A 12,199-nucleotide genomic window follows, 5' to 3' on the forward strand; every position below is an offset into this window, starting at 1 on the left:
TTACTTGTTAAAATGAATCACCGTTCGGATAGATTTTCCTTCGTGCATCAGGTCAAAGGCTTCGTTGATTTCTTCCAGTGGCATGGTGTGGGTGATGAAATCGTTCAGGGCGAATTCGCCGTCCAGATAACGCTGCACAATGCCCGGTAACTGGCTGCGGCCTTTAACGCCACCGAAAGCCGAACCACGCCATACACGGCCGGTCACCAGCTGGAAAGGACGGGTGGAGATTTCTTCGCCTGCACCGGCCACGCCGATGATGACCGATTCGCCCCAGCCTTTATGGCAGCATTCCAGCGCGGAACGCATCACGTTCACGTTACCGATACATTCGAAGGAGAAGTCCACGCCGCCGTCGGTCATTTCAACGATCACGTCCTGAATCGGCTTATCGAAATCTTTCGGGTTGATCAGGTCGGTTGCGCCAAGTTTACGCGCCAGATCGAATTTGCTGGTGTTCAGATCGATACCTATGATGCGGCCTGCGCCCGCCATCACGGCGCCAATGATGGCTGAAAGACCAATGCCGCCGAGGCCGAAGATGGCTACGGTGTCGCCTTTTTTGACTTTCGCGGTATTGATAACGGCACCCATACCGGTGGTCACGCCACAACCGAGCAGACAGACTTCTTCCAGCGGGGCTTCTTTGTTGATTTTCGCCAGCGAGATCTCAGGAACCACGGTGTATTCGGAGAAGGTCGAGGTGCCCATGTAATGGAAAATCGGCTTGCCGTCTTTGAAGAAACGGGTGGTGCCGTCCGGCATCAGACCTTTACCTTGCGTGGTGCGGATCGCCTGACACAGGTTGGTTTTGCCGGATTTACAGAACTTACACTCGCCACATTCCGGGGTGTACAACGGAATGACGTGATCGCCGACGGCCACGCTGGTGACGCCTTCGCCAACCGCTTCCACCACGCCGCCGCCTTCATGGCCGAGGATCGCCGGGAAGACGCCTTCCGGATCTTTGCCTGACAGGGTGTAGGCGTCGGTGTGGCACACGCCGGTCGCGACGATCCGCACCAGCACTTCGCCTTTTTGTGGTGGCATCAAATCGACTTCTTCGATGGACAGAGGTTGGTTCGGGCCCCAGGCGACAGCCGCGCGCGTTTTGATCATTTGCATTTTTTAGCTCCAGTCAGGTGTTTTTACTTATTCAGTTTCGAATTAATAGGTCGGGTGCAGCGCCGGATCGTGTTCCCCGGCGAGCGGATGTTTCAGTAACGGGATCACGCCGTCATTTTGTTCGATGATCAGTTCTTTCAGCGCCCGCACATTCGGGCTGAAGGCGTCCCTGCGCCAGATAAGCCAGGTGGCGGTATCGGCGAATTCATCCGGGATCTCGTGAATGCTGACCCGTTCGTGGCCGGGCAATTGTTCGAGTACCGAGCGCGGCACCATGGCAATCCCCGCACCGCTGGCGACGCAGGCCATCATCGAATGATAGGACTGGATCTCCATGGTATTGGCGACCGGAATGCTCATGTGTTTGATCCAGCCCTGTAAACGCTGGCGGTATGAACAACTCGGGCGGAACGCAAAAACGGTATGACCGCTGCGCCCGGCAGGCACTTCCTGCGGCGATTCGCCGGGCGGCGTGATCACCACCATGCGTTCACGAAAAGAAATGCAGCCATTGATATCGTCAAAATCGATCGGGCCATCCACCAGCGCCGCCGCCAGACGTCCGGCACGCACGCTGTCGATGGTTTCGCCGGAGGTGGCCGTGACCAGCGACAGCGCCACCTGCGGAAACTTCTGATGATATGCCGCCAGTAAAGAGGGCAGGCGCGTCGCCGCCGTACTTTCCATCGATCCCAGCGCGAAGTTCCCGGCGGGTTCACCGGCATGCGTGATGCTCATGGCTTCGTCGCTCAGCGCAAGAATACGTTCGGCATAGTTCAGAAAATTATGGCCCATGGCGGAAAGGCGGATGCGCTGCTTTTCGCGGATAAACAGATCGGTGCCCAGTTCGAGTTCCAGCTGACGCAGGCGGGTGGTCAGGTTCGACGGGACGCGATGCAACTGCTCTGCCGCGCGTGCCAGCGAACCGGTTTCCGCTACGCAGCAAAACATCCGTAACTGAGTGAGATCCATGATGGGTTCCTGTGTTCTCTTATCGTAAACAAGTTGGTTTGTATTATTCAGTTTTCGTGATTGTACTCATAAGGCATCATAGCGACAACATTCAATTTACTTTCTTTTAAGAAATCCGCTGTTTTCAGCCTCGGGCTTTGAGTATGTTTATTCATTGTTTCTATGATGTTGCATCGCGGTTTCTTTTAACGGAGCAGTTATGGCCTTTCGAATTGCGCTAAGTGGTTTTCTGGCTTTTGTGGTCGCGATGGGTATCGGGCGCTTCGCCTTTACGCCGCAGGTGCCTTTAATGATAGCTGAACATCAGTTCAGCCTGACCGGCGCGGGGCTGGTTGCGGCCTTCAACTACCTCGGTTATCTGTGTGGCGCGTTCGACGGGATGCGCGCGGGCAAACATCTCGAGCGCCGTTTGTGGCTGGGGGTGTGGGGCGGCGTTGTGCTGACATTATTGTCGGCGGTGATTTCCGGCGAAGTGCTGCACAGCATCGTGCGCTTTATGATCGGCTGGACCAGCGGCTGGGCGATGGTGATGGTGTCTGCGTGGTGTAATGAACGTCTGGCGCATTATGGCCGTCCGGCGCTGAGTGCCGCGGTGTTTGCCGGGCCGGGCGCGGGGATTTTCCTCAGCGGCATGTTGGCCGTCGGCATTCACAGTTTGCAGCTGACCTCGGCGCAGGCCTGGTGCGTGTACGGCGTGCTGGCGCTGATTTTTGTGGCGATCATTACGCCGACCCTGCCGCGAACAGGAGATTTGCACCGCTCGCATGTGGCAACTGAACCGCTGGTGATGACGCCTGCGCTGAAACGACTGGTGTGGAGTTACAGTCTGGCGGGCTTTGGTTACATCCTTCCCGCCACGTTTTTATCGCAGATGGCGAGTGCACGTTTCCCTGACAGCCTGTTCGCCCAGTTCGTCTGGCCGGTGTTTGGCGGCGCGGCGGTGATCGGCATCATCATCGGTATTCTGACCCGGCACCGCCTGACGACGCATAACCGTCTGGCGCTCACATTATGGGCGCAGGGGCTAGGGATTTTGTGTGCGGAAGTGGTGCCGGGCGTGACCGGTCTGGTGCTGGGCGCATTGCTGACCGGCGGCGGTTTCCTCAGTGTGGTCCAGCTGGCTTTACAATATAGCCGCGAACTGGCACCGAATCACAGCCGCTACATGGCCGGTTTGCTGACCACCGGTTATGCCGTCGGTCAGTTATTCGGCCCCGTTCTGTCGGCCATTTCTACCGCACTGACGCACCGTCTGGAGCCTGCGCTGTATGTCGCGCTGGTCGGTTTCATTATTGCAGGGGCGCTGGTCTTCCGGCAGAACCGATAACTTGCAGCTATTTCATCCATCATGACGCACATTCACTGGATTCTGAACCGGCTCTCTACTACAGTAAGCCACCTCACTTTAGCGTGATCTGCGTCAAAGTGATTACATCTGCCGGAGAAAGAAAGAATGCCAACCCTGAGTAAAGAAGCCATTTTGGTTCACGAGGCCCTGTTAGCCCGTGGTCTGGAAACCCCTCTGCGTGAAGCTTTGCCGATCGACAACGAAACGCGCAAGCAGCGGATCCAGGAACATATGACCGGCATCATGCAGCTTCTTAATCTGGATCTTTCCGATGACAGTCTGGCGGAAACGCCGCACCGCATCGCCAAGATGTATGTGGATGAAATCTTCTCCGGGCTTGATTACGCCAATTTCCCGAAAATCACCGTCATCGAAAACAAGATGAAAGTGGATGAAATGGTCACCGTGCGCGATATCACCCTGACCAGTACCTGCGAACACCATTTCGTGACCATCGATGGCAAAGCCACCGTGGCCTATATCCCGAAAGATACCGTGATTGGCCTGTCGAAAATCAACCGCATTGTGCAGTTCTTCTCGCAGCGTCCGCAGGTTCAGGAACGCCTGACCCAGCAGATCCTGGTGGCCTTGCAAACCCTGCTCGGCACCACCAACGTGGCCGTCTCCATTGACGCCGTGCATTACTGCGTGAAAGCACGCGGTGTGCGTGACGCGACCAGCGCAACGACGACAACATCACTCGGTGGACTTTTCAAATCCAGCCAGAATACACGACAAGAATTTTTAAGAACCGTCCGCCATCCGTCGTAACTAAAGCCGCAGCGGTGTTCGCTGCGTTCGTAGACCCGAATCACTGACATCAGTCAGCTCATCGGGCTCTGCTCGCTGGCTGCCTTGCTGCAACTTCATTTACCTGGAGGGTAGCCACCCTGATTTTCTTCCCTTATTCTTAAATAACTCAACAATCTTCAAAAGGAATGTCAGGGTGCGCTCACGTATTGCCACGCTCGACTTTGCCCGTGGCCTCGCCATTTTTGGCATTCTTCTGCTCAATATCAGCGCCTTCGGTTTACCGAAAGCCGCTTACCTGAATCCGGCGTTTGCCGGAACGCCCTCTGTTTCTGATACCTGGACCTGGGCGGTGCTCGACGTCGTCGCGCAGGGTAAATTCCTGATGATGTTTGCCATGCTGTTTGGCGGCGGTCTGTTTTTGTTGCTGCCGCGCGGTAAACACTGGATCCAGGCGCGTTTGTCGATTCTTTTACTGTGCGGGTTTCTGCATGCCACCCTGATGTGGGACGGCGATATTTTGCTGTCTTACGGGCTGATCGGTCTGGTGTGCTGGCGGATGGTGCGGGAAGGGCGCAGCAGTCAGTCGCTGATTTCCACCGGCATTATTTTGTATCTGATCGGCGTCGCCGTGCTGGCGATGCTCGGGTTCATTACCTCGCCGAAACCCGGCAGTTTCTGGCTGCCGGGACCAGCGGAAATTCAATATGAACAATACTGGCGGCTGAAAGGTGGCTGGGAAGCGATCCGCAACCGCCTCGATTTGCTGTCCTCCAGTTTGCTGGCGATCGGTGCGCAATACGGCTGGGAACTGGCGGGCGCAATGCTGACAGGTGCCGGGCTGATGCGCAGCGGCTGGCTGAAAGGTGAGTTTCGCCTCGCACATTACCGCAAAGTTGCCGCTGTACTGTTACCGCTTTCATTACTGATACAAATTCCGGCGATTTACCTGCAATACCGCACCGGCTGGGACTACCGCTGGAGCGGTTTTTTATTGCAGGTGCCGCGGGAAATTGGCTCGCTGATGCAGGCCGTCAGTTATCTGGCGCTGTGTTACGGCTTCTGGCCGCAGATTTCCCGCTGGCGGGCGGTGAACTGGATTGCGCAGATTGGCCGCATGGCCCTGACCAACTACCTGTTACAGACGCTGATCTGCACCACATTCTTCAATGTCTTCGGCTTCTACCAGCACTTCGACCGCCTGCAACTGCTGGCGCTGGTGCCGCTGGTCTGGGCGTGTAACTTGCTGGTGACCCTGCTGTGGTTGCGGCATTTCCGTCAGGGACCGGTGGAGTGGTTATGGCGTAAACTGACGGTCAAAGCCTCCGGTGTTGAACTGAAAACCGCCTGATCCCAGATCGTCACATCATCCTAAATGATAGATTTGGGATGAAGGTTACAGAATTGTATGTAAACGTTTTCTTTCCTGTGACGAGATTCACGCAGGCGTTTTCGCAAAATGTTTAGGATAGCGGTCGTGCCTCTCCGACGACCACTACACTAAAAAAGGAAACGCCATGCGCACTTCACCTCGCTTCTCTTTGTCCGGCTTCTTTACCTCCTGGGTTAAAAATTTCCGTATTCCTCCGTACCACTCTCTGGCTGATCACGGAGCGACGCATGGTCACCATTCGTGATGTCGCCCGGCTGGCGGGGGTTTCTGTCGCCACCGTTTCACGTGTTCTGAACAATCCCGCTATCGCCAGTAAAGAAGCCCGCGAGCAGGTGTTGCAGGCTGTCGCCACGCTGGGATACCGGCCTAATGCCAACGCGCAGGCGCTGGCCACGCAAAGCAGCGACACCATCGGTGTGGTGGTCATGGATGTGTCAGATCCGTTTTTCGGCGCGCTGGTGAAAGCGGTGGATACCGTTGCACAGCAGCATCAGAAATACGTTTTAATAGGTAACAGCTATCATATTGCCGAAAAAGAAAGGCACGCCATTGAGGTTTTGATTCGTCAACGCTGTAACGCACTCATTGTGCATTCGAAAGCGCTGGGCGATGACGAACTGTCGCGGTTTATGGATCAGGTATCCGGCATGGTGCTGATTAACCGCGTCATTCCGGGCTACGAGCACCGTTGTGTCTGGCTTAACAACGTCAGCGGTGCGGAGATGGCGACGCGTTTGTTGCTGTCGCAGGGCCATCAGCGCATCGGCTATATCGGGTCAAGTCACGGTATCGAAGACGATTTGCAGCGTTATCAGGGCTACGCTCAGGCAATGACGCAGGCACATCAGAGCGGTGACGCGCCACCTGCCGCATGGCGGGCACAAAGTTCGCCGGATCTGCAGGGCGGTGAGGCGGCGATGGTGGAACTCCTCGGGCGTAATCTGCACCTCAGCGCGGTGTTTGCCTATAACGATTCGATGGCGGCCGGTGCGATGGCGGTGTTGAAAGAAAACGGAATTAACATTCCGGATGACTTTTCACTGATCGGTTTTGACGATATTCCGATTGCCCGCTACACCAGCCCGAAAATGACCACCGTGCGATATCCGATCGTTTCCATGGCGACGCTGGCCACCGAACTGGCTTTAAAAGGTGCGGCAGAACAGTTAGCTACGGGCGTTTCGCATTGTTTTATGCCGACGCTGGTCAGACGCCATTCGGTTGCACCCTGGCAAAATGTGGCACCCGTCACTTATTGATCAAATAACGCGATGTAACCGTTTTCAATCTGTGAGAACTTTCACAGTTTATTAACATCGCGCACATTATGATTCATTCGTTTTCAATATGATTCATTTTGGGTCCGGTTTGCCGGACTTGTTTCACAGCGAGTCAGGACGTTATCAGTCAAGGATGGCAGGCACCCACAATCATGACGTGGAGCTGTACTGCTCCCGCAGGGATTTCCGGTGCCACATTCTGTAACACCCTACATAACCGGAGATACAAATGAATAAGAAGGTCTTCACCCTGGCGACTCTGGCTGCAAGCATGATGTTTGGTTTTGCCGCACATGCTGCTGATACTAAAATCGGCGTCACCATCTACAAATATGATGACAACTTCATGTCTGAAGTTCGCAAAGCCATTGAAAAAGATGCTAAAGCTTCTCCAGATGTGCAACTGCTGATGAATGACTCGCAAAACAGCCAGTCTACCCAGAATGACCAGGTTGACGTCATGCTGGCGAAGGGTGTGAAAGCGTTAGCCATTAACCTGGTTGACCCGGCTGCTGCCCCGGTAATCATTGAGAAAGCCCGCGGTGCCGGCATTCCTGTTGTTTTCTACAACAAAGAACCTTCCCGTAAAGCGCTGGACAGCTACGACAAAGCCTATTACGTCGGTACCGATTCTAAAGAATCTGGCGTGATCCAGGGTGAGCTGATTGCTAAACACTGGAAAGCGAACCCGGCCTGGGATCTGAACAAAGACGGCGTGATCCAATACGTGCTGATCAAAGGCGAACCGGGCCATCCGGATGCTGAAGCGCGTACTAAATACGTCATCAGCACCCTGAACGGCAAAGAAGGCCTGAAAACTGATCAGCTGCAACTTGATACCGCTATGTGGGATACCGCACAGGCGAAAGACAAGATGGATGCATGGTTGTCTGGTCCTAACGCCAACAAAATCGAAGTGGTTATCGCCAACAACGATGCCATGGCAATGGGTGCTGTAGAAGCACTGAAATCTCATAACAAATCCAGCATTCCGGTATTTGGTGTGGATGCCCTGGCAGAAGCGCTGGCACTGGTGAAATCTGGCGCAATGGCCGGTACCGTGCTGAACGATGCGAACAACCAGGCTAAAGCGACCTTTGATCTGGCGAAAAACCTGGCAGCCGGTAAACCTGCTGCTGAAGGGACTGACTGGAAAGTTGAAAACAAAGTTGTTCGTATTCCTTACGTCGCGGTGGATAAAGACAATCTGTCTTCCTTCGTGAAATAAGTCGACGTCAGCAGCAATAAAGACAGACAGACAGACAGCAATAAAAAACAAAGCTAAGCAGTGGCAAAAATAATTGCGGTTAAGCCGTAAATAAAGACAAAGTGTTATACCCAAAATAATTTGCGTTGCAGGAAGGCGGCAAACGAGTGAGTCCCGATGAGCTTACTCAGGTAAGTGATTCGGGCGAATAAGCGTAGCCACCGCATCTGCAACATGAAGAATGAAGGGTATTGAGACGTTAATGCTTATCTGACAGGACGTCATGTCACGATGCAGCCGGCAGGTTCGCTTGCCGGCTGCATTACTGACATCAGGTATTAATACACCCGTTTATTTTTATCTTTAGCCAGGTATAACTATGGCCGATAATACGTTATCTGACACAACACAAAAACCGGACGAATTCCTTCTGGAAATGAGTGGTATTAATAAATCATTTCCTGGCGTCAGGGCGTTAGATAATGTGAATTTAAAAGTGCGTCCTCATTCCATTCACGCCCTGATGGGTGAAAACGGCGCCGGTAAATCCACATTATTGAAATGCCTTTTCGGGATATACAGCAAAGACTCCGGTACCATTCTTTTTCAGGGACAGGAAGTTAATTTTAAAAGTTCAAAAGAAGCGCTTGAACAAGGCGTGTCGATGGTCCATCAGGAATTAAACCTGGTGTTGCAACGTACGGTCATGGACAACATGTGGCTGGGACGTTATCCGACCAAAGGTCTTTTTGTCGATCAGGACAAAATGTACAAAGACACCAAGGCGATTTTTGACGAACTGGACATTGATATCGATCCGCGCGACAAGGTCGGTAAACTGTCCGTTTCACAGATGCAGATGATCGAAATCGCCAAGGCGTTTTCCTACAATGCAAAAATCGTCATTATGGACGAACCGACGTCCTCGCTGACGGAAAAAGAAGTGAACCATCTGTTCACCATCATCCGTAAGCTGAAAGACCGTGGCTGTGGCATTGTGTATATCTCTCATAAGATGGAAGAAATTTTCCAGTTATGCGATGAAATCACCATTCTGCGCGACGGTCAGTGGATTGTTACGCAGCCGCTGGAAGGTCTCGACATGGATAAAATCATTTCCATGATGGTCGGCCGTTCACTGAGCCAGCGTTTCCCTGATCGCCAGAACGTACCGGGTGAAGTCATCCTCGAAGTGCGTAATCTGACCTCGCTGCGTCAGCCTTCAATTCGTGATATTTCCTTTGATTTGCACAAAGGGGAAATTCTCGGCATTGCCGGTCTGGTCGGGGCAAAACGTACCGATATCGTCGAGACGTTATTTGGCATCCGCGAGAAAGTCGCCGGTACCATTAAACTGCACGGCAAAAAAATTAATAATCACAGTGCTAACGAAGCCATTAATCACGGTTTTGCACTGGTGACGGAAGAACGTCGTTCCACCGGTATTTATGCGTATCTGGACATCGGCTTTAACTCGCTGATTTCCAATATTCGTCAATATAAGAATAAAGCCGGTTTACTCGATACCACCCGTATGAAAAGCGATACCCAATGGGTTATCGATTCCATGCGGGTGAAAACGCCGGGACATAAAACCAGCATTGGTTCATTGTCAGGCGGGAATCAGCAAAAAGTCATTATCGGGCGCTGGTTATTAACCAACCCTGAAATATTAATGCTGGATGAACCGACGCGCGGCATTGACGTTGGCGCTAAGTTCGAAATTTACCAGTTAATCACCGAGTTGGCGAAAAAAGAGAAGGGGATCATTATTATCTCCTCTGAAATGCCAGAGTTGCTGGGTATTACTGACAGAATATTGGTTATGAGTAATGGACAGGTTGCAGGTATTGTTGAAACCAAAAATACCTCGCAGAACGAAATATTACGCCTGGCTTCCTTGCATCTCTAATTTTTAAGGGTTCTTATTATGAAAGCATTAAATAAGAAAAGTGTGCTCACTTATTTAAAAGAGGGCGGCATTTATGTGGTCCTGCTGGTCTTACTGGCCATTATTATCATCCAGGATCCGAGCTTCCTCAGTCTCGTCAACTTAAGTAACATTCTGACTCAGTCTTCCGTGCGCGTGATTATCGCGCTCGGCGTGGCGGGGCTTATCGTGACGCAGGGTACTGACCTGTCAGCCGGGCGTCAGGTCGGGTTAGCGGCGGTGGTGGCTGCCACCATGTTGCAGGCGATGGACAACGTCAACAAAGTCTTCCCGAACCTCGAAGTGGTGCCAATTCCGCTGGTTATTCTGACCGTGTGTATTGTGGGCGCGTTAATTGGTTTGCTGAATGGTGTGATTATCGCTTACCTGAACGTGACGCCGTTTATTACCACGCTGGGTACGATGATTATCGTTTACGGGATTAACTCCCTGTATTACGACTATGTCGGTTCCTCACCGGTAGCCGGTTTTGACCCGGGCTTCTCACAGTTTGCGCAAGGCTTTATCCATTTAGGCGGCCTGAAGCTTTCCTACATCACCTTCTACGCGCTGATTGCCATCGCCTTTGTCTGGGTGCTGTGGAATAAAACCCGCTTCGGTAAAAACATCTTTGCTATCGGGGGTAACCCTGAAGCCGCGAAAGTGTCTGGCGTTAACGTTCCGTTAAACCTGATCATGATTTATGCGTTGTCCGGTGTGTTCTATGCGTTCGGCGGTTTGCTGGAAGCAGGGCGTATCGGCAGTGCGACCAACAACCTCGGCTTTATGTATGAACTGGATGCCATCGCAGCCTGCGTGGTCGGCGGCGTGTCATTCGCCGGTGGTGTGGGTTCTGTGGCAGGCGTGGTGACCGGTGTACTGATCTTCACCGTTATCAACTACGGTCTGACTTACATCGGCGTTAACCCGTACTGGCAGTACATCATCAAGGGCAGCATCATCATCTTCGCGGTGGCGCTGGATTCCCTGAAGTACGCCAAGAAGAAGTAAGCCATCGGAAAGACAAACAAAAGGCCGCTTATGCGGCCTTTTTGCTGTCGTAAATTCAGAACTCGATCAACTCCCTCCCCTGCGAAGGGGAGGGCTGGGGTCTTTGCTCCTCCCCCTGCGAAGGGGGAGGTTGGGAGGGGGTTTTAAAGGCTAACGCTTTGTCAAAGCTCACTTTAAATCTTGCTTTTGACCTTAATACCCCACCCCAACCCTCCCCTTCGCAGGGGAGGGAGCGGTCCGGCGATCACTGCTGGAAGGGATTTCTGCCTGCCGGTTTCGCCGGTTCGGGTTTGGCGGTGGGTTCCACATCTTCTGCTTCATCCTGCGCTGCGTCGTTGGCTTCCTGTTCTGCTTTCAGTCTGGCGGCTTCGTCTGCGGCTGCTTTGTCCGCAGCGGCTTTATCGGCTGCCGCTTTTTCAGCGGCGGCTTTGGCGATGGCGGCTTTCTTCTCGGCTTCCAGTTGCTGTTGTAACGCCAGCAGTTGTTCCGGCGTGACGGCCGGATAGCCCTGCGCATCGTCAGGAATGGTATGTACCGCAGGAATCGGGATCAGCGGGCCGAGGAAGCGGGGTTCGCGTTTGAGCAGGTACAAATCGGTCAGCGCACCCAGACGGGCGAAGATCTCGCGGCTGCGCACGCTGAGCATATTTTTCGGGGAAGGGACGGCGAAACATTGCGCCTGAATCCCCATATGCAGCGCGATAAACAACGCCCGCTCACAGTGGAAACGCTGGGTGATGATGATGAAATCGTTGGTGTCGAAAACTTTGCGGGTTCTGACGATGGAATCGAGCGTGCGGAATCCGGCGTAGTCGAGCACGATATCGCTGGCGGGGATACCGGCGGCAATCAGGTCGCGGCGCATGGTGCTTGGCTCGTTATAACTTTGCTGCGCGTTGTCGCCACTCAGCAGCAGGTATTTCACCTTACCGCTGTTGTAGGCATTGATCGCACCCTGAATGCGGTACAGGTAATACTGGTTGATCACGCCGGTGCGGTAATACTTCGCGGTGCCGAGCACCACGCCGACCTGACGGTGTGGCAGGGTCTGCACCTCGTCATAAATGTAAGGCTGGGTGCGTATGCTTATCCACTGATCAAGCCCAATAGCGACCGCCAGCATCAGAATAATGATGCCGAAAACGCCAGCGATGAGTCGCTTAATCATAGGTATCCCTGTTAT

General features: G+C 53.3%; 10 protein-coding genes. 7 read left to right on the top strand and 3 right to left on the bottom strand.

What is annotated here, in order from left to right; translation table 11 throughout:
- Together J9880_RS14985 and ptrR are read right to left on the bottom strand one after the other, a co-directional pair.
- Positions 1–1,125, bottom strand: a complete 1,125-nt coding sequence (locus tag J9880_RS14985) for an S-(hydroxymethyl)glutathione dehydrogenase/class III alcohol dehydrogenase (protein WP_095922693.1) — start codon at positions 1,123–1,125, stop codon at positions 1–3.
- A 42-nt stretch (positions 1,126–1,167) separates the two neighbouring features.
- Complete coding sequence (gene ptrR, locus J9880_RS14990) at positions 1,168–2,097, bottom strand: putrescine utilization regulator PtrR (RefSeq protein WP_119822199.1); 930 nt, start codon at positions 2,095–2,097, stop codon at positions 1,168–1,170.
- 199 nt (positions 2,098–2,296) lie between these two features.
- Here ptrR and J9880_RS14995 point away from each other — a divergent pair, with 199 nt between their 5' ends.
- From J9880_RS14995 to mglC, 7 genes are all read left to right on the top strand, one after another.
- Positions 2,297–3,424, top strand: a complete 1,128-nt coding sequence (locus J9880_RS14995) for a YbfB/YjiJ family MFS transporter (protein ID WP_232769541.1) — start codon at positions 2,297–2,299, stop codon at positions 3,422–3,424.
- Positions 3,425–3,550: 126 nt separating this feature from the next.
- Positions 3,551–4,216, top strand: coding sequence for a GTP cyclohydrolase I FolE (folE, locus tag J9880_RS15000; RefSeq protein WP_095922690.1), 666 nt, complete (start codon positions 3,551–3,553; stop codon positions 4,214–4,216).
- 175 nt (positions 4,217–4,391) lie between these two features.
- Positions 4,392–5,546 carry a DUF418 domain-containing protein YeiB gene (gene yeiB, locus J9880_RS15005; protein ID WP_195817349.1) on the top strand — a complete coding sequence of 385 codons (1,155 nt, stop codon included), beginning with the start codon at positions 4,392–4,394 and terminating at the stop codon, positions 5,544–5,546.
- A gap of 269 nt (positions 5,547–5,815) precedes the next feature.
- Positions 5,816–6,847 carry an HTH-type transcriptional regulator GalS gene (gene galS / locus J9880_RS15010; protein WP_131693008.1) on the top strand — a complete coding sequence of 344 codons (1,032 nt, stop codon included), beginning with the start codon at positions 5,816–5,818 and terminating at the stop codon, positions 6,845–6,847.
- Between the two features lie 250 nt (positions 6,848–7,097).
- A complete protein-coding gene (mglB, locus tag J9880_RS15015) occupies positions 7,098–8,096 on the top strand; it encodes a galactose/glucose ABC transporter substrate-binding protein MglB (RefSeq protein ID WP_095922687.1) in 999 nt (332 codons plus the stop codon).
- Positions 8,097–8,454: 358 nt separating this feature from the next.
- Positions 8,455–9,987: a galactose/methyl galactoside ABC transporter ATP-binding protein MglA gene (mglA, locus tag J9880_RS15020; RefSeq protein ID WP_095922686.1), complete on the top strand. Its 1,533-nt coding sequence runs from the start codon at positions 8,455–8,457 to the stop codon at positions 9,985–9,987.
- Between the two features lie 18 nt (positions 9,988–10,005).
- Positions 10,006–11,016: a galactose/methyl galactoside ABC transporter permease MglC gene (gene mglC, locus J9880_RS15025; RefSeq protein WP_095922685.1), complete on the top strand. Its 1,011-nt coding sequence runs from the start codon at positions 10,006–10,008 to the stop codon at positions 11,014–11,016.
- Between the two features lie 244 nt (positions 11,017–11,260).
- Here the strand turns inward: mglC and sanA are convergent, their stop codons facing one another.
- Complete coding sequence (gene sanA, locus J9880_RS15030) at positions 11,261–12,184, bottom strand: outer membrane permeability protein SanA (protein WP_095922684.1); 924 nt, start codon at positions 12,182–12,184, stop codon at positions 11,261–11,263.
- Positions 12,185–12,199 lie beyond the last annotated feature (15 nt).

This window comes from Rahnella victoriana, from assembly GCF_021276285.1.
In the GTDB taxonomy this organism is placed as follows: domain Bacteria; phylum Pseudomonadota; class Gammaproteobacteria; order Enterobacterales; family Enterobacteriaceae; genus Rahnella; species Rahnella victoriana.

Bases quoted from the DNA above. Each gene is read 5' to 3' on its own strand.
- sanA (WP_095922684.1), bottom strand. From the start codon at position 12,184: ATGATTAAGCGACTCATCGCTGGCGTTTTCGGCATCATTATTCTGATG.
- ptrR (WP_119822199.1), bottom strand. From the start codon at position 2,097: ATGGATCTCACTCAGTTACGGATGTTTTGCTGCGTAGCGGAAACCGGT.
- J9880_RS14985 (WP_095922693.1), bottom strand. From the start codon at position 1,125: ATGCAAATGATCAAAACGCGCGCGGCTGTCGCCTGGGGCCCGAACCAA.
- galS (WP_131693008.1), top strand. From the start codon at position 5,816: ATGGTCACCATTCGTGATGTCGCCCGGCTGGCGGGGGTTTCTGTCGCC.
- J9880_RS14995 (WP_232769541.1), top strand. From the start codon at position 2,297: ATGGCCTTTCGAATTGCGCTAAGTGGTTTTCTGGCTTTTGTGGTCGCG.
- mglC (WP_095922685.1), top strand. From the start codon at position 10,006: ATGAAAGCATTAAATAAGAAAAGTGTGCTCACTTATTTAAAAGAGGGC.
- mglB (WP_095922687.1), top strand. From the start codon at position 7,098: ATGAATAAGAAGGTCTTCACCCTGGCGACTCTGGCTGCAAGCATGATG.
- mglA (WP_095922686.1), top strand. From the start codon at position 8,455: ATGGCCGATAATACGTTATCTGACACAACACAAAAACCGGACGAATTC.
- folE (WP_095922690.1), top strand. From the start codon at position 3,551: ATGCCAACCCTGAGTAAAGAAGCCATTTTGGTTCACGAGGCCCTGTTA.